This is a genomic window from Microbulbifer maximicatervae (SeqCode) (assembly GCF_052468295.1).
In genome coordinates, this window is sequence record NZ_CP174340.1 from 2,321,826 (window position 1) to 2,339,691 (window position 17,866).

At 45.9% G+C, this 17,866-nt stretch carries 20 protein-coding genes and 1 pseudogene; 2 read left to right on the forward strand and 19 right to left on the reverse strand.

Annotated features, from left to right (window positions below; translation table 11 throughout):
* Window positions 1-435 precede the first annotated feature (435 nt).
* The 11 genes from ltrA (ACJJIQ_RS10575) to ACJJIQ_RS10625 form a co-directional block, all read right to left on the reverse strand.
* Window positions 436-1,728, reverse strand: coding sequence for a group II intron reverse transcriptase/maturase (ltrA, locus tag ACJJIQ_RS10575; RefSeq protein ID WP_445364564.1), 1,293 nt, complete (start codon window positions 1,726-1,728; stop codon window positions 436-438).
* A 622-nt stretch (window positions 1,729-2,350) separates the two neighbouring features.
* On the reverse strand, window positions 2,351-2,743 hold the full coding sequence (locus ACJJIQ_RS10580) for a hypothetical protein (protein ID WP_445364565.1): 393 nt from the start codon (window positions 2,741-2,743) through the stop codon (window positions 2,351-2,353).
* A gap of 160 nt (window positions 2,744-2,903) precedes the next feature.
* Complete coding sequence (locus ACJJIQ_RS10585; protein ID WP_445364806.1) at window positions 2,904-3,110, reverse strand: transposase; 207 nt, start codon at window positions 3,108-3,110, stop codon at window positions 2,904-2,906.
* On the reverse strand, window positions 3,107-3,556 hold the full coding sequence (locus ACJJIQ_RS10590; protein ID WP_445364566.1) for a transposase: 450 nt from the start codon (window positions 3,554-3,556) through the stop codon (window positions 3,107-3,109). The genes ACJJIQ_RS10585 and ACJJIQ_RS10590 overlap by 4 nt, the downstream gene beginning before the upstream one ends.
* Window positions 3,557-3,692: 136 nt before the next feature.
* Window positions 3,693-4,634 (reverse strand): alpha/beta hydrolase, encoded by a 942-nt coding sequence (locus tag ACJJIQ_RS10595; RefSeq protein ID WP_445364567.1) that lies wholly within the window; start codon window positions 4,632-4,634, stop codon window positions 3,693-3,695.
* 302 nt (window positions 4,635-4,936) lie between these two features.
* On the reverse strand, window positions 4,937-5,554 hold the full coding sequence (locus ACJJIQ_RS10600) for a hypothetical protein (protein WP_445364568.1): 618 nt from the start codon (window positions 5,552-5,554) through the stop codon (window positions 4,937-4,939).
* A 216-nt stretch (window positions 5,555-5,770) separates the two neighbouring features.
* Window positions 5,771-6,616 (reverse strand): IS3 family transposase, encoded by an 846-nt coding sequence (locus ACJJIQ_RS10605; RefSeq protein ID WP_445364807.1) that lies wholly within the window; start codon window positions 6,614-6,616, stop codon window positions 5,771-5,773.
* An 8-nt stretch (window positions 6,617-6,624) separates the two neighbouring features.
* Window positions 6,625-6,933, reverse strand: a complete 309-nt coding sequence (locus tag ACJJIQ_RS10610; RefSeq protein ID WP_444926030.1) for a transposase — start codon at window positions 6,931-6,933, stop codon at window positions 6,625-6,627.
* 97 nt (window positions 6,934-7,030) lie between these two features.
* On the reverse strand, window positions 7,031-7,501 hold the full coding sequence (locus ACJJIQ_RS10615; RefSeq protein ID WP_445364569.1) for an IS4 family transposase: 471 nt from the start codon (window positions 7,499-7,501) through the stop codon (window positions 7,031-7,033).
* 206 nt (window positions 7,502-7,707) lie between these two features.
* Window positions 7,708-8,088: a hypothetical protein gene (locus ACJJIQ_RS10620; RefSeq protein WP_445364570.1), complete on the reverse strand. Its 381-nt coding sequence runs from the start codon at window positions 8,086-8,088 to the stop codon at window positions 7,708-7,710.
* Window positions 8,089-8,195: 107 nt separating this feature from the next.
* The gene (locus tag ACJJIQ_RS10625; protein ID WP_445364571.1) at window positions 8,196-8,393 is read right to left on the reverse strand and encodes an IS4/Tn5 family transposase DNA-binding protein; all 198 of its coding nucleotides are present in this window, start codon (window positions 8,391-8,393) and stop codon (window positions 8,196-8,198) included.
* A gap of 402 nt (window positions 8,394-8,795) precedes the next feature.
* On the opposite strand from ACJJIQ_RS10625, the pseudogene ACJJIQ_RS10630 reads away from it, so the two are divergent.
* Window positions 8,796-9,736: pseudogene (locus ACJJIQ_RS10630) on the forward strand (IS110 family RNA-guided transposase).
* Between the two features lie 38 nt (window positions 9,737-9,774).
* Here ACJJIQ_RS10630 and ACJJIQ_RS10635 read toward each other — a convergent pair.
* The 5 genes from ACJJIQ_RS10635 to ACJJIQ_RS10655 form a co-directional block, all read right to left on the reverse strand.
* Complete coding sequence (locus ACJJIQ_RS10635) at window positions 9,775-10,149, reverse strand: hypothetical protein (RefSeq protein WP_445364572.1); 375 nt, start codon at window positions 10,147-10,149, stop codon at window positions 9,775-9,777.
* 117 nt (window positions 10,150-10,266) lie between these two features.
* Window positions 10,267-10,725, reverse strand: coding sequence for a hypothetical protein (locus ACJJIQ_RS10640; protein ID WP_444911051.1), 459 nt, complete (start codon window positions 10,723-10,725; stop codon window positions 10,267-10,269).
* Between the two features lie 48 nt (window positions 10,726-10,773).
* Entirely contained in the window at window positions 10,774-11,121 is a 348-nt protein-coding gene (locus ACJJIQ_RS10645; RefSeq protein WP_444913509.1) for a hypothetical protein, read from the reverse strand.
* 130 nt (window positions 11,122-11,251) lie between these two features.
* Window positions 11,252-12,541, reverse strand: coding sequence for a group II intron reverse transcriptase/maturase (gene ltrA / locus ACJJIQ_RS10650; protein ID WP_444925282.1), 1,290 nt, complete (start codon window positions 12,539-12,541; stop codon window positions 11,252-11,254).
* Between the two features lie 669 nt (window positions 12,542-13,210).
* Window positions 13,211-13,414 (reverse strand): hypothetical protein, encoded by a 204-nt coding sequence (locus ACJJIQ_RS10655; RefSeq protein ID WP_445364573.1) that lies wholly within the window; start codon window positions 13,412-13,414, stop codon window positions 13,211-13,213.
* A 331-nt stretch (window positions 13,415-13,745) separates the two neighbouring features.
* Here ACJJIQ_RS10655 and ACJJIQ_RS10660 point away from each other — a divergent pair, with 331 nt between their 5' ends.
* Window positions 13,746-14,726: an integron integrase gene (locus tag ACJJIQ_RS10660; RefSeq protein WP_445364574.1), complete on the forward strand. Its 981-nt coding sequence runs from the start codon at window positions 13,746-13,748 to the stop codon at window positions 14,724-14,726.
* Window positions 14,727-14,743: 17 nt separating this feature from the next.
* On the opposite strand, the gene ACJJIQ_RS10665 is transcribed toward ACJJIQ_RS10660, so the two are convergent.
* The 3 genes from ACJJIQ_RS10665 to ACJJIQ_RS10675 are packed head-to-tail and all read right to left on the reverse strand — an operon-like array spanning window position 14,744 to window position 17,767.
* A complete protein-coding gene (locus ACJJIQ_RS10665; protein WP_444905583.1) occupies window positions 14,744-15,070 on the reverse strand; it encodes a VOC family protein in 327 nt (108 codons plus the stop codon).
* 42 nt (window positions 15,071-15,112) lie between these two features.
* Window positions 15,113-16,675: an arylsulfatase gene (locus tag ACJJIQ_RS10670; RefSeq protein ID WP_445364575.1), complete on the reverse strand. Its 1,563-nt coding sequence runs from the start codon at window positions 16,673-16,675 to the stop codon at window positions 15,113-15,115.
* Window positions 16,676-16,717: 42 nt separating this feature from the next.
* Window positions 16,718-17,767 (reverse strand): HAD family hydrolase, encoded by a 1,050-nt coding sequence (locus ACJJIQ_RS10675; protein WP_445364576.1) that lies wholly within the window; start codon window positions 17,765-17,767, stop codon window positions 16,718-16,720.
* Window positions 17,768-17,866: the final 99 nt, after the last annotated feature.

Here is a 17,866-nt window from a genome sequence, read left to right on the forward strand (position 1 = left end):
ATGCAGGTTTAAAGGAGAATTGTGATCAGGAAAAGAAAGGAACTTGCAGCAACTACAAACCACCTAAAAATTAACCGCCTTGGTAAAGTTGGCGGCCTTTTTGAAGCAAAAAAGGGAACAGTTTTACCAAGTTCAAATGTTTTGACTAGTTAAATTTTGTATCACACTATATTGAAACCGCCAAATGATTGTTTAATAATCAAATCAATAAAACTGCACACTTCCTCGCCACTCCTATCTTAATGGCACTCCGCAAAATTGCAGCGGACTACCTAATTCCGTAGTACCTGAGCGGATACTCTTGGAACGAAACTGCTCGAATATGAACCAGTAAAAATTACTCAATACTGGGTGCTATTTAGTGACACTAAACCTTCAGTTGCCACGAAAAACCAATAAAACCAACCGCCACAATAATCGGGATAGGGAGGCACCTCACGATGCCTCTCCTCCCACACCACCAGGCATACGGGTCACGTACCATGGCGGTTCAATTCTATTCCCCTTCCTATCTGCCAATTCCGGCAGCCCCAAGTTCCTAAAGTATCTATTTGGCAATGCTCTGTAAAGGGCTGGGCTTTTGCTTAGCCTCCATGGACCATGCGCTGATTTGGCCGTGTTCCACGCTAAAAAGCGATCAACGCCCAGCCTTCTTAATCGGCGGTAACCACTTCGACCCCATTGTTTCCATAAATAACATCGCAACTTCCGCCTTATCCACTTGTCCAGATCTTTCAGAGGGCTCAGTACTTCACTGATGTCAAAGTACGCTTTCCAACCAAGCAGGGACTTCTTTAACTCTTCCATGATCTGAGTAAACTTGCGGCCTCGTGTTCGGCGGGTGATCATTCTGATCTTGGCTTTCAATTTATTCATCGATGATTCTGATACCTTTATCCGGGCATCTTTCTTCAGCAATCTAAATCCTAGAAAGCTCCGCTTCCAGAAATGATCCTCTGCACTCTTCTCAGTATTTACTGTGAGCTTCAGCTTACATTTGATGAAGTGCGTAAGGTTTGCTTTTATCCGTTCTGCAGACCGACGACTTCCCACCAGTATTTGAAAATCATCGGCATATCGTACAAAACTGAGTTGCCACTTGTGCAGCTCCCAGTCCAGTTCATTAAGCACAATATTCGCTAGAAGCGGAGATAACGGCCCACCTTGCGGGACGCCTTTTGTTGTAGCTATTACCTTGCCATCGACTACCGTTGGCGCTTTTAGGTATCGGTTTATCAACCCCAGCACATCAGCCGGTATTCCGCTTTGCTTCAGTGTTAGCATGAGCCTGTCATGATTCACTTCATCAAAGAAGGATTTCAAGTCCATATCGATCGTCCAGCGCTTTCCTTGCCGGACAAAGTTTTGGACCTGTCTAATCGCCTGGTGTGCCGATCGATTTGGTCTAAAACCAAAACTAAGAGCATGAAACTTCGGCTCCCATTGCTCACTGAGTATCTGTGCGATAGCTTGTTGGATCAACCTATCTTGCACAGTGGGTATACCCAATGGACGCAGGCCTCCATTGCCTTTTGGTATAAAGACGCGTTTCACCGGTTGAGGACGATAGATACTACTTAACACCTTTTGTCGGGTAGCAATCCAAGTCTGCTTAAGATGTTCCGGCAACTGTTTTACCGTCATACCATCGAGACCTGGCGCACCCTGGTTACGAGAAACTTGTTGTAATGCTCGAAACAGATTATTCCTATCTAGAATTCGCTGCATTAAAAGAGATGGGAAATTGGACAATGTATGATTAAGTTTCCAGTTTGATGTTCACCCAGAAAAAAAAATATTTTTTTTCCTGGCAACTCAGTTACTTGTCAGATGCAGTCATCAAGCTCTGCATTAATAATACTGTCCAGAATTGTTCAGGCCTTCAGTAGCACGAAATCTACCTATTATGCCCTCTGCTGACTTCTATGGATCGGTCAAAACCAATCTCTCAGTTTTCAGTTACTCCATTAACAACCCATAGACCTCCCAGGGTAAGATATTTAACTTTCTTCACGTAGATGCTGGATTTATAAAAACGTAGGCCAATTGTGGATGGAGCGCTTTATGGTCACGTGCCCACTGGCTCCACCTGCGTCACACCTCATATCCAGTTCTTGTTCATCACCCCGTGAATTTGCGTTGGGCTTCCTCCAGCCAATACCTCGCGATATTAACCTTGCCCTTTCGCTAACCTTCGGCTCCACGAATACCTGGTAAGAGGACTTTCACCTCTCTAGTTAAATGCCATGCCTGGCACACACGCCCACAGCAGGGGCGGCCGAAGCGTAGCGTAGGCCGTCCCGCAGAGGCCATAAGGGCCGGCGCATACTGCCAGTGATGGTTAGGTGAATTACTTGGCACTGAGTTTCTTCTCCAGAGCCATATTATATTCTTTAGCGTAACGGCTAAATGCATGAGATAGCCTACTATGCTCCCTCCCCTTCAATGCATCTGAAGTACCCATGATATATCTAGAGCCATATTTGCAGAGCATCTCTTTGTCAGAAAGACCTGGATAACCGTGCCCAAAACCGCCAATTGCGATGAAGCGATAATCTTGATGCTTTATTCTCGCTTCTAAATCTTTCCTGGGTGCATCTAGATTGATTGGCAAGAGGTATGTCTTTAATACCGCGAGCTGGGTTGTTTCTGGAACCGTGTCAGGATTCATCCAGCATGGAATCTCATCTGAATAAACGGATAAGCTGAATAAAAAGACAAAAATGATGCTGATTAGTCTCATACTGAATTTCACCTAACGAGACTATAGAAAAAGAGTTTTATAAAAAGCTGTCATTTCCCAGACTCCTCCAACTAAAATTTCGGCCAAAATTTATCTATACCATCAAATTTTTTCCATTGTATTAAATTTAGACGTCTTGATACCCTTAACTTATACTCAATCAGTGGATACTGCCATATCTCATCAACTTTTCAATGTTATGTACCAAGCAGAACATCCGCCATTGCCCCTGAACCTTACTTTTTCCTCGTAGTGAGAAGCGATTCAATCGCTTGTTGGTACAAATGTTTCCAAATACTGGCTCGATAATAGACATTCGATGCCCATAAATGGTCTTGCCTTCGAAACTATCAACCCGCTTTTTCATCCAGTCAGTGGCCGTCCGTTTGTCCAAGTTAACGATACTTGCCTTCCATGTCCTTTTCGAGGGTCGGCAGAATCTGGGTTTCGCATACACTGATTTTTATGGCTGCACTCCCTGCAGCCAGTGAGGCGCCCTTCAAACAATAGTTTTTTCTTACCTTCACTGACATGCTCTTCTTTTAACAAGAGCATGGCTTTTCCTACTGGACAGATGCAGGTTTTATTTTTCTTGTTGAATGTAAGCTCACTAGCTGGCATAGTCTTCTGGACATTATTCCTACCTTTTTGTTTGCGCTTGCCATACTTGGTTTTTTGCTTGACAAAAGCTTTATCACGCGAACGGAATTTATTGTCAGGTATGTAGGCATTGATGCTGTTCTCTCGCAGGTAGCTGTAGTTAGCATCGTTGGAGAGCCCAGTATCTGTAGTAATGATGACTTGTTTGCCCAAGATGTCTTCATCTATTCCTATTTACTGATAATGGCAACTGATGCCGTCGAGAATAGCTTTCAGTGTATGATGCTCTTGCCCCTCACCAAAGGCCGGTACGCGTAGCGCGCGCATTGCCGCCGCCTGTTATGGTTTTTTAGTTCCCGTTAGTAAAAGCAACAATAGATTCAACCAGTTCCGCTTTGACTGGAAGTTGGGGTTGATTATAGGTTGCAATATTTTTCATTCGATCCAATACAGACTCCTTAAGGACATGATTCATACCTTCAATGAGCTTTACTTCAGATGTAGGATTAGCCTTCGCAAGATTCTTGGCATCCTCTTCACTTACCTGAATATCGGTTGAACCCTGGACAATCAGCACAGGCAAATCTAATTTAGCAATCTCCTCGGCGGGATCATAATTAAACCAGGAAATTATGTAGGGTTGAATGCTTGGTCGAAATAGTGCACCCAACATTGGGTTGATATTGTCTACCGTTTCTCCTTGAGCGAGTTTATCGATAATTGGTAATGCTATTTCAAGCACTTCCGGGGGTTGTAATTTCAATTGTTCCTTTAGTATTTTATCCGCAGACTGTCCAGCCCCGACGATCGATATGAATTTGTCAACGTTACCGCCTTGTGATGCAATCATTCCGATCAGAGAGCCTTCACTATGACCGATTACTATCAACTGATTAAACCGCTCATCCGCTCTTAGAAGATTAATCCAACCCTTTGCGTCTTCAATATAATGCTCAAAACGCAGGTCGCTTTCTTTTAATCCCGCTGCCTGACTTTTTCCTATAGCTCTTTTATCGTATCTCAATGAGGCTATTCCCTTCTCCCATAAAGCCGTTGCCAGAAGTTTCAGCGAATCATTCCTCATCGCAGGATTATTACCGTCTCTATCCGTTGGTCCAGACCCTGAAATAATCAGCGCAACAGGAATATCCGTTGCGTCCCCAGGCACTAGAAGAGAACCTTCTAACACTCCGGTTTTGGTCTCAAGACGCACAATGCTTTCAGCTTCTGCAGCATTCAAATTTCCAACTGTAACCAAAAGCACTAGTAAAGCAGATATGTATTTTCTCATGTTTATTCTCCTTCTGAAGCATAACAAGGCTATTCGAGGTGTGAAATTGAGTTGCGTCAGTTTGCCGCCAACATTACGACATAACCTATTACGTCTAGCACAGCCGAGACAGGAGCAGTGTAACTGCACCTGAAGTGACTACAAAAAAATTAAACGAACGGAATAGTTCAACAACGCCTCTCAGCTTGAGGGCCACCGTGCCCACCCGTGAACTTGCCGACCTGCACAAACCCCCTGAGAACGAAACCACTGAATGTGCGGCGCTTGACGCCAATGCTGTGTGAATGACCTGCACCAAGGGGCTAACAAAGGAAACTAGACTGGAAACCACACCGATTATTGGATGCGAGAAAGATACGTTTTCTCTGAGCTTGATTTTTCTCATTACCCTGCTTCCCTTTCCCTATAAGGCCTTGCTCAGCCGCTGCCGGAATGGAGCTGCCTTGTGCTAGCGTAGCGTACAGCACAAGGCGAGCGGAGTGTAGGTGGTCGGATGCAGCAACCTGTATGGTATAGGGCCTTAATCTATGAGAGTTCAAGTCTTCTCCTGTGCAGAACTTGCACAACTCATGTAAGCTTATAAATGAATCCGCCAACTGATCCACCGCGTAATCACAAAAACTCTCAATGTGAGCATCACGATCAGGATCCCCCTTAGTACGCATATAGCCCACTAAGCTTTCCCTTACATGATCTATTTCAGCCACACCCTCGTATGCTTTCTCTGAAAGCTCGAATAATTTTTCATCCAGTTCTGCTATCTCTACGATTACTTTACTAAAAATTCTTGTAGATACAGGGAATATGGACATTTCACCTCCCCCGCCATCCTTGCGAATTTCCTTTACGCTTACTAATCCGGAGGAAGTTTCACTAAGCTCATACCTGCTATCTTTCCAGTCATCTGGCAATCCATTCAAATGAAGTCTCAAGCACTTTATAACTCAATTATTTTTTCTATTTCACTGGCTAGCAATGCTTTAATAGCTTTGACTTTCCTATGCCTAGCCTTCGCTCTGCGTACCATTTCGAAAGCGTCTTTCACCAAAAAAAGCAAGATTGCAAAACTCACAGTTATTGGAAATACACTAGAATCCATAATTACTGGTCTTGCCCACAAAAAGTAGACACTCTAACTATGCGTATTTTCGCTCATACTCTGCTGGACTTACATAGCCCAATGCAGAGTGCCTACGAACCCTATTGTAGAAAATCTCAATGTATTCAAACACTGCAGATTTTGCTTGCTCTTCGCTTTCGAATGCTCTGGCATAGACCATCTCGGCTTTTAGCCTGCTAAAGAATGATTCCATTGCCGCATTATCCCAACAGTTAGCCTGGCGACTCATACTCGGCTTGCACTTACTTTCAGACAAGAGATCCTGGTATTTCTGCGATCGATATTGCACACCCCTGTCGGAGTGAACTATTAGTCCAGGTTTTATTTGTCGTCGCTCTAGGGCCATTTTCAACGCTCGGTGTGTCAACTCATCGGTCATCTGGGAGTCAAATGCCCAACCTACAATACGTCGAGAGTACAGATCCATAACTACCGCGAGGTACAACCACCGCTCCAGAACCCAGATATACGTAATGTCACTGGTCCAGCGGCAATTTGGTCGATCCACATCGAAGCAACGCTTAAGTAGGTTGGCGGCGACATTGATATTCCTCTCTACTGGCTGACTATATCGAAAGCCTTTGCCGTTTCTCGCTTTAATATGCTCTTGTTGCATAAGCTTAGCGACGTAGTTCCGCGAGCATGACTCGCCTAATTCTTGAAGCTCGCAAGCGATTCTAGGCGCTCCATAACGACCTTTAAACTCAGAAAACGTCTCTCGGATTTTCTCGATTGTTCGTATCTTTCTAATCGTGCGAGCAGATGGCAACCGCCCCCGCCATCGATAATAACCCGATCTTGAGACTTCTAAACACCGACACATCAAGCTAACCGGGAATGACCCTACATGCTCTTGTATCAGCGCGTACTTTACTCTTGGTGGTTCGCAAAGTACGCAGCTGCCTTTTTTAGAAACTCAACCTCCTGACGAGCTTCATGCAGCTCCTTCTTGAGCTTGCGAACTTCAGCGCTTTCCTGTTTGGAATAGTCGACACCGTCTAAACTATTGAACTGCTTATCAGACAGTCGATTAAATTGACGACGCCAGTTGTAGATCTGCTGTGCGCTGACGCCTAGTTCTCTTGCCACAGAAGCCGTTGTTACTCCAGGCTTTTCCGCTCTCTTAACTGCTTCTCTACGGAACTCCTCCGTATACGCCTGAGTTCTTTTCTTACCCATGATACACCTCCGTGTTAGGCCTAAACCTAACTATACAGGGTGTCTACTAAACGTGGGTAAGTCTTTTACCTAACGCCGCCACTGTGTTTTATACACATCATTTAAGTCCATTTAAAGCCTCCGCTGCCTCCATATAATGGAGCAGTTTAGTGTACCCCCGCCAAACAGTTTTAACTCCGGGCTCACCATCGCCATTCCGTCCCAGAAAGCCTCCAAGTCCTGCCAGCATACAAGTTATATCTCTCATACTTGGAGCTTCATTTGGTGGGGAGGTTTTAGCTTGCATTATCCATATCATACGCCACTCTTTTTCAGAGTAGAATTTCGTACACGACGTATCAGGAAGCGTTCGTGCCCGTGTTGTCATGGAGTGTAGACGCCACCCAATAATCATATAGATTGCAATACAGTTCAACATTCGCTGCTCAGTTCTAAAGCGAATACTTTCTATCTGGCACCCACCTTTCACCACTCGAAAATAGGTTTCAATTTCCCATCGACTTCGATACCACTCAATAATGATCCTCGCTTGCTTGAAGTCCGCAACTGCAAGATCGGTCAGCAGCATCCTTCAATACCTTTTTCCCCTTCTGGTGGGCTTAATTCCTTAGCAAAGACTGCGTAGAGAGAAAGAGGTCGTTTTGATTTCCCTTTTCCCTGCAATCTTACTTCTGCATTGGATACACTGACCTTAGCTTCCCTTTCTGGCTGTCTACTCCTTTTGGGGATACCTACTGAGTATTTCCCGATGGACTTCTGCTTGGTCGTATAGTCCTAAAGTAAAGTCGTATCTTCTCCTTCGATCTCTAAACTACGATTAGCCTTGGCTCGAACAATATAGCTTGCATGCCGCTGTTCATTTTGATCTTCAGCTAATTGAAACCACTCATGAATATCCCCCTCTCTATCCGCGATGCTCACAATCGTGGTTTCAGGGCAGCGCTCTTGTATCTCACAAAGTGATTCATAATGGTCTAGCCAGCGTCGACTCTCTTTATCTTGTATCGACTTGGTATAGCGAGAATTAGCACTAGATTCTTTATCTCGCTGCCACATGCTACCCTCAATAATGCCCAGATTATCTCTGGATGGTGTTATAGCGATAGAGGTATGTAGGAGCTGCTGATTAGTCTCTTTGCGTCGGAGTGTTCCCATTTCTTTGCTTTCTAAATCGGTAGCAAAATTTAGGAAAGTGGTATCCTGAGGGATAAGAACAACTGGTTGAACCTTGATTCTTTCAAGAGTGGCTGATTTATGGCCACTCATATGGAGTCAAAGCTGACTTTATTATTTTCGATAAATCGATAGGCTGCAAAGGTTTCTGCCCAAGACTTGTTTGCACAGGGAATGCTACCCTTTGGGTCGGAACTTAAATTACTGAGAATATTGGACAAGCGCTTATTCAATCGTGTATTACCCATAACCTGATTTTTCACTTCGTCCCTGACCCAGTCCTGCATAATTATCCAGCCAAATTTATAGCCCCTATAATGTACAAACTGTAACTCATTGATTTTTATAATAAAACTGAAAAAACTTGTGTATAAACTTAGCGCCCGGCTTAGGGGCGGATTTGTAGCAGCGAAGCTGCGGAAAAGCCGTCCCAGCCATGCGAAGCATGGCGGCTACAGCCGCTTGTATGGTTGTTCTTGCCTGATTCTGATGTTGAAAATCCTTTTCGCTAACGGGTAAATTGAGACCCACCTTCGGCGGCCACCGAAGGCCTTGTTTGTCACAGTTCGTTGCTGCGCCGGTTTATAAAGACCGTTAACAAGTAGGAACGTGACAGACACTCACTAGGCATAACTCGGATAGTCATGTGGGCCTCGAGCCCGAATAGCAAGGCGGAGATAGCTTATCTTATGGAACCTCAAGAGATCAATGTCGGTATCGATACCAGCAGTAAACAACTCGATATTTATGTGAGACCTACTGGCCAATTCTTTAGTGTTGCCAATGATAAAAATGGCATTAAGGATGCCATTAAACAATTACAACCTCTTAAACCTCAAAGAGTATTAATAGAGTCTACAGGAAGACTCGAATTAGAGTTTGTTTGCGCCGCTGACAAAGCAGGATTACCTGTTGTTGTTTGCAACCCTTCACAGATAAGAAGCTTCGCCAAATCCGCAGGGCGCCTCGCCAAAACTGACAAGCTAGATGCAATGGATATTGCACATTTTGGTGAGGCCATGAAGCCAAGACTATCGGAGCTAAAGCCAGAAAAACTTAGGGAGATCAGTGACTTACTGGCGGTAAGAAGTCAGTGTTTAGAGATGAGCACAATGCAAAAGAATCGGCTTCAGAGGATGCCTAAATCAGTGCACAAACCTATACAGGCCATTCTAAACACCATCAAGAAAGAGTTACAAGGTATCGACAAGCAACTGGATAAACTGGTTAACAGTGTGTCTGAGTGGCGGCAAAGGCGGGACCTATTGTTGAGCGCTAAAGGGTTGGAAATGTATTGGCTTATACATTGATGAGTGAACTTCCCGAGCTAGGAAAATTGAACCGTAAAGAAATCGCTGCACTTGTCGGTATCGCCCCGATGAACCGTGATAGCGGCAGCTTCCAGGGAAAGAGATATATTCGGGGTGGAAGGCATCGTGTACGAACGGTTTTGTTTGTTTCCATCATGTCGGCCATACAGCATCATCCCAAACTAAAGCCGATGTACAAGCGATTAGTCGACGCTGGCAAACCTAAAAAGGTCGCTCTGATTGCCTGCATGAGAAAGCAGATTACGATTCTGAATACGATGGTGAAAAACAACACCTACTGGGATGAAAGTATGGCTTAAAAACTTGACGAGTAACCATAGTCACTTGTTTGGCTTTTTTAATTTTCACGAATGGAAATACGGCCACTAGACACAGAAAATGTAACTTTGGGGTCATATTCACCGTCTCTCCATCTCCCCATGCTTCCATCGGCTTGATTCATTCGCCAAGAAATTCTATTACCGCTTATTTTGCAGTCGTAATAGAAACGCTTTCCGTCACTTGCTCTTGTTTGGTTAATTCTTACCATGCCGCCTTGCTCTATGGCCTCATTACGATCACCATTCATTGAGGAAAGGTATTGGATGGCAGCTTTGCAAACATCCGTTTTCGACACGCCATTTAAAGATGATGAAGAATTATCGCAAGCAGATAGCACAGAAGCAGCAGCAATAAAAATAATGGATTTACAAAATTTAGGTTTTAATAACATAGTCAAAATTTCCTTCTCATGGTGCGGACTGGGAAGCCTAACGTCGCCATAAAAGGCGAGCAACTTGTTGCGAGTCCAGCGCTGAAAGCGCGATTTTTGATGGCTTTGTTAGAAATTCTATTCTCCACCAAAATCATAAGTATCGTAGCAAAACTGCGTACCTTCCGAACTAGAAAGCGCAACAACATCGTAATTGTCGATCTTATGACCCACGCAGATGATAGACTGCTCGATAGACCAATTTATCACTATAAATTTGTTTTTTGCTTCCGGCATACGTTCCAGCTCTACATACCACTGCATTTGATCTTTTTCTTCGTAATACCAATTTGAGTGGCTAAATAGTAATACCGAAATGGTCTTTTCATCTATAGAGCCATAGATTGGCTTAATGTTTGTAACCTCATACTCTCTCCACCAACCCATTTGCATACACTCATCTTCCGGGGCGCATGTCTCACCTTCAGAATAGTTCGAAGACTTGACAGATATAGGTGTTACAAGAGCTGATAGATCTACAGAAAATACCGCATCACTTAGGAGAACTAGAATTAGTGTTATTGGTATAAATTTCATATATTTCTAACGCCGTGCACAAAGTAAGATGTCAGCTGCCGCACCTTGTTATGTGGGTCTCAGGTATTTCTTGCCTACGAAGTAACAAACTATCATTGATATGAGTATGGATGAAACACACCAGGCAAAAACCCTACTGTAGTACTCAAGGCCACTAAAGAGCAAAAAACCATTAGGCACGAGTGCTATGAACATGCCAACCGGCATTGGAGCAAGTAAGACGGCCGAAAGTGGAACAAAAAGCAACAGTTTTATTGCCATATTCCACTGCACGCTTCTGATTTTCTTTGCATAAAAGTAGAGAGCGATTATCAATGGTGTGGACAACAACAACCAAAATGGAATACGCACAAGTAATTGCCAAGCTTGATCAATCATTTGTATCGCGATGTCCATATGCTCTATTTCCTGCTCACAGTAGTGGTAGGACAGCCGGTTACCCTAACTGCCCCCACGCAGATCCGGACGTGCGGAACTACCGCATCCGGCTCTTCAGTAATATATTCGCTCGTGTAAAGCACGAACCCTAATACCAGTCCACAAGTATACTGCGTTTGTATACTCGCGGTGGCTTTAGCCCAAAATATCCCAGCATTTCCTTTAGACCATTCCAGTTGTAACTCTTGCGCTGACTCCGCCGGTTGAGCCATTTGTGTATGCTGTGTAAAACATAGCTGTACAAACGGGACAAGCTTCGACTGTTGTCTGGTAGACCGAAGTAGTTCTGGAACCCCTGTAGCTTGCGCTTCAGTGTGGGCAGCCATTCTCTCAGACGCTCACTGCGCTTGGCTTTGATCCAGTGGTAGAGCGCTTCCATTGCGCCCTTCTGTTTCTGTGCGGCAGTCCGGCGCCTGAGCCTGGGGCGTTTGTTGACGTCCAAGCTCCAGTAGAACTCAAAACCCAGAAACTGGAACTGCCGTTTTCGGCCCGGATGGAAGCGGCTAAAGCGCTTCAGGTGCGTTTTCTCGGGGGCTAACTGCAGGCCAAACTTGTTCAGCCGTTGCGGTAGTACCCGGTAAAAGCGCTCTGCATCCGTTTTCAATTGGAAAGCCACTACATAATCATCGGCGTACCGGATTAGCATGGCTCTGCCACGCATACGCGGCTTAACTTTCTTCTCGAACCACAAATCCAGGACGTAGTGCAGATAGATGTTCGCCAGTACCGGACTGACCACACCTCCTTGCGGGGTGCCTGCTGCCGCTTTACTGAACTTACCATCTGGAGTTTGCACGCGTACTTTCAGCCACTGCTTAATCAGTGTCAGCAGGGCTTTGTCGTCGATACGAAGGGCTAGCATCCGCAGTAACCAGTCGTGATCCAGCTGATCAAAGAAGCCTTTAATATCGGCTTCAACGATGTAGCCGTAGCCTTTGAATTGCAGATTTAAGCCAAGACTGTGTACGGCTTGGTGGGCGCTTTTCCTGGGACGGTAACCGTAGCTGAAGGGCAGAAAATCCTGCTCCCAGATACTTTGCAGTAGCTGCGCTACGCTCTGCTGCACCAGTTTGTCTTCCACCGTAGGCAGCCCCAGTGGGCGCTGCTTGCCGTTGCCTTTGGGAATCAATACCCGCTTAATCGCCTGGGTGCGGTAGCGTTTGTCACACAGCCGTTGATGTAGGCATTGAATATTTTGCGGCAGTCTTTGCCGGTAAACTTCGGTAGTTACTCCGTCGATACCGGGGCGGGCCTGCTTATTGAGCTGGCCCCAGCTTTGATACAGCAGGTTGGAATTTAGCAGTCCGTATAAATTCTGAAACCTGTGTCTGGGGTGGCTCTGTGCTTTAAATGCGATGGCGTGCAAGGCGGTTGTCATAGTGTCTCCAGCCCTACTTTGTCCGGACTATGTTTCTGTTGCACACCGATATTACTGTCAGCCCCTTCGCCATGTAAGCGGCTTTCCCGCTCTCGGACTACTATGAGCTGATCCGACTTCCGAGTGGTCTTCGTTGGTTTCGCCATTAGGCTTAACGTCTCTACCTGCTCCTTCAGGAACCTGCTCGGATCTCTCAAGTTCTCAATACTTCTCTTTCTACATGCCACGGCTTAATAACCCCGCCGATCCGCAACAACCTTACCATTACGGTTGCATTGCCTGGACTTCGATGGCGTTACACATCTCGTCAATCGGAGCTCACTTTATTATCGGAGCGATACCAGCACTTCAGGATCACGATAATCCCTATGGCCTATAGAATTCTCTGTGTACGCTTCACATAGTTTGTTCACAGTTGAAAAAAAAAAGATAATTATATTTTCTTTCCCTTCTGTTCCGCCCTACGCGCAACACTCGATACAGGTGGCTGGTTAGGCCTTACCCGACAGGGACTTCCACCCTGCAAGAAGCATCAAGCTTAGCTTGACGCACTAACGCTCGACGCACAGGCCGAGCGGTAGCGAGGTCAGGCAGCATGAAATGCTGCCGTTGTGCCGGCGCTGGTTATACGTTGCTGCCTGATGTTTACGTATTGGCATAATTATTATTCTACGATTTATTTCTTTCAACTTGTAAATGCTTTGATAGCTTAGTTAATACATCACAGCGCTTTTCCCCGTTGAGTTCATCTATTAACTCATCGGGACGTCTTTTATATTCCTGCCCCCAGTACTTCTTGAGCTTTTTATTCCAAACCCTCCAAACTCCTCCTGGATATGCTTTGGCGACAAATCTTCTGCTTTTCTTTCCCATATCGTCCTTTACGTATAACAGTTATATAGTAATCATTCTGATCACTATTATCCTGATTACTATCCTGGAATCAATCTAACGAAAAAACACACAAAACCCAAGCAAAATCAATATGTTACATATCTTTCAGAACCACTGTACCAAATGTAAAAACGATCACTTTGCCTACTATCCCCATTTTATACGATCTCTCTAACCTATTGTGATACATCAGGTTTTCAATCATTTTTACCTCTAGCCAAAAATAACAGTCAAACTGATCGAAAATCCTGCTGACTCCCAGCCAAATGTTCATTAAACTGTTAATCCATACAGTATTGAGGCTGTGGAGATGGACGACATCCCTATTCCGCTACCCCAGCAACCATCCCGCTTTATGGACCGTTTTAGGGCTTTTATACGGTCTCGCTATTTGGCATACAAAACAGAAAAGACATACTGCTTTTGGGTGAAGGACTTTATACGCTTTCATGGGATGCAACATCCGCAGGACCTTGGAAAGTCTGAAATAGATCAGTGGTTAAGTCACCTTGCCGCTAATCGCAAAGTATCAGCAAACACTCAGAGAACGGCTTTGAATGCGGTTGTCTTTCTCTATAAGCAGTTTCTGGATATTGAGTTAGGACAACTACAGTTCGAACAAAGCCATCGGCCTAAGCGGTTGCCTGTTACCTTTAGCCATGAAGAGGCAACTTCAGTATTAGAGTACCTTAGTGGTCCATATAAGCTTGCCGCTTCATTAATGTATGGCTCAGGCCTTAGAGTTATGGAAGCTGTGCGGCTCAGGGTGCAGGACATTGATTTTAGTGATCAATGCTTGATAGTACGGGAATCCAAGGGGGAGAAGTGGCGAAGAACACTGCTGCCTCGGTCCCTGGTCAAGCCCCTCAAGGTGCAGATTGCACATGCGCTCTCTCTACATCAGCAGGATTTGGCAGAAGGCTATGGGTATGTCTATTTACCTTTCGCACTGTCAAAAAAGTACCCACACGCGGCTACAAGTGCCGCTTGGCAATATGTGTTCCCCGCTCGATTTCTATCGCAAGACCCTCGCAGCGATATGATGCGACGGCACCATATTGATGAGCAACAAGTAAGACGGGCGGTTTCCAAGGCCGTTTCAGCCCTCAATATCCGTAAGAAGGCGAGTTGCCACACATTTCGCCACTCTTTTGCTACCAACCTCTTACGTGCTGGTACTGATATACGCAATATTCAGGAGCTGCTTGGCCACAGCGATATCAGTACAACCATGATTTACACCCATGTTATAGGCGTACATGAGCGCGGTGTTACCAGCCCTCTTGACTGATTTCGGTCCCCCGGCAGCTATGTCTTTGGGTGGTAGCTGGCTTTGGGCCAAGCCTTGTTGATTTCATCTGCCTGAAGCTCAGCATTAAAGTGTTCCCAGGTAATGCCATTAATGTCAGTTTCTGCGGTAAATGTATCGGCACCATCTGATTCCCACCCTAGATGCCTAAGCGTTCCGCTTTCACAGTTTGGATCATGGCGAATCGATAAGTTAACAGTGGCAGTTCGCCATAAAGCATATTCATTGGGCACATGCACGCAGGGAGCAGTATTTAACCTTCTACTGTAGTCGGCAACTGACTCTTCTATCTGATTAGTCGACAGTGCTATATGAATTTTATCCATGGGCCCTACCTTTATTGATACTTGTGTTGATATCTATATTTTTTAATTACTACCACTAGCCCCAGCTTCCAGCTGCTTCTGTACTTTATCCAAATTAAAAGATCCGGGTACCTGGCTGGGTGGGTATTCTTTCATAGTTTGCAAAAATTTTGATGCGAGTTGCTGCATGGGAACCAAGACAAAAGCCCTGTCTATAAACCAGTCGTTATAGGTATTCGAGTTGTGTTGGGCTTTTTCAAAAGGATCTTGCCTCAAATTGAACAATAGTGGCACTCGTAATTCAGTAAAGGGCTCTCGCCAGACTTCAAAACCCCGCCCGCGATTTTCCAGGAAAATAGCTTTCCAGGGTTCGTAGCGCATAGCTACAATTTGGCCGTCATCATTTACGTAGATAAATTCTTTTCTTGGAGAAAGTTTTGCTTTGCCGGTGAAGTAATCCATCATGTTGTAGCCATCAACATAATTTCTGTACTCGCGCCCATTCAGCTCGACACCTCCCTTGAGCTGTTCCTTGATATTCGGGTTCCCCCCAGCCGCAGCGAGAGTCGGCAGCCAGTCTTCATGGGAGACAATACCTGTCAGCGTAGTGCCCGCTGGAAATTTGCCCGGCCAGCGTACAAAGGCTGGCACCCTATAAGCCCCTTCCCAATTGGAATTTTTCTCACTGCGAAATGGCGTAGTTGCAGCATCTGGCCAGGTATTGAAGTGGGGGCCGTTGTCTGTGGAATAAAACACGATGGTATTGTCGGTGATATCCAGGCGATCGAGCACACTTAGCAGCTTTCCTACCAGGATGTCATGCTCAACCATGCCATCCATATACTCATTGCTGTTGGGGCCCGCAAGGTTTGTGTGCTCCTCTCTGACATGAGTGCGAAAGTGCATCCGGGTGGCGTTCCACCAGACAAAGAATGGGGTCTTAGCCGCGTGTGCACGTTCGATAAAGTCGATAGCTGCCGCTAGGGTTTCATCATCGATGGTTTCCATCCGTTTCTTGGTAAGGGGGCCGGTATCTTCGATTGGTCCGCCGGCCTTGGCCTTAATCACTCCTCTGGGGCCAAACTTCTTACGGAATTCTGGGTCTTTGGGATAGTCCCGGTTCTCAGGCTCTTCCTCGGCATTCAAGTGATAGAGATTGCCAAAAAATTCATCAAAACCATGGTTGATGGGCAGGTGTTCGTCCCTATCCCCTTGGTGGTTTTTACCAAACTGGCCAGTGGCATAACCCAGGCTTTTCATTACTGTGGCGATAGTGGCATCACTCTTCTGCCAACCCTCTTTGGCACCTGGAAGCCCCACTTTAGTCATGCCAGTGCGCACTGGAACATTACCCGCTAAAAAAGCTGCGCGGCCTGCTGTGCATGATTGCTGGCCGTAGTAATCGGTAAAAGAGAGCCCTTCTACCGCCAGCCGATCAATGTTGGGCGTGGTATAGCCCATCATGCCGCGACTGTTGAAGCTGATATTCCAGATGCCAATATCATCTCCCCAGATCACCAAAATATTGGGTTTGGTCTGCGCGAATAGGCTACCAGGGGAAAGGAATACAGCAGCCAGTACAACCAAAAGGAACTGTCGGAGACGGGATCGGGAGATCAGGAGCATTACACACCTCAATATTGGCAGGCTCAATACACCGCTTTAAGATTAGTCCTGGTAGGCGGGAACTTGAGGAATCACCGGCCCCTGGCTTGATTGATCCTGCGCTTCTGGCGGAAACACCGTCCGCCAGTCCTTCGCCATATCTACCACCAACCAGCCATTTGCCTTAGCGGCTTGTAGCGCTTTGTCCAGGCGCCCCACTGAGGAGTTCTTATCGTATGCCCATTCTCTTTTGGCATCGGTATGATGAATCAGCATGGCAAAACGCGGCCCCTTAGCGGCGGTGGTCCATTCCAGCATTTGTAAATCACCATCGGAATTGCCTGCGGCAAAAACTGGCCTCCGGCCAATCACGTCATTGATTGCGATAGGCTTCCCCTGTTTATCGGTGAGGAAGGCCAGTTCATCTAATTTCACGATATAGGGATGCCCACCCCCATTTTCATAGCGGGACTTTAGGCGGCTGCCGATAACCTGCTCTGGGGGGATTCCATATAACTCCTGGGAAAACACTCGGATAAAATCTGTGCCGCCCCCCGACACAATGTAGGTTTTAAAACCATTTGCTCTTAAGTATTCCAGCAACTCCAGCATGGGCTGGAACACCATCGCACTGTAGTATTTGCCAGTTTCCGGGTTCTTAGCACTCTTGAGCCATTGGGCAACAGAGTGCTGGAAGGCATCCGTACTCAATCCCGCATGAGTCGCAGTAAGCATTACTTCCAAACCTTCCCTGCCTTGCCCCAACAGGTTTGATAAATCGCCCTTTAGGATCGAAGCGAATGGCTCTTGCGTTTTCCACTCTGGGTGTTGGGGCGCTAGCCTTTTAACTTCATCAGCGGCATAGAGCAGCTGGAAGTACACGGGCTTCTCGGACCAGAGGGTGCCATCATTATCAAATACCGCTATACGTTCACCGACAGGTATAAAGTCGGCACTGTCCTTACGGGTAACCTTGTCAACAAAGGCCACAATTTGGGCTTTAACGCCATCTTGCCAGGATGGCAAGGGAGAACCGAGTGCCGGTAAGCTGATTACCAAAACCAGCAATAGACACCCTCGGCTCAGGGCAACCCTAAATTTCCAATCCAGCATTCTGGCCCTCTCACAAAATGACATTTACGGCACATGAACTAATCTTTTGGCCTAGGGGGCCTCTGAATAACTCCCTAAGATAAGAACTCATCACAATAA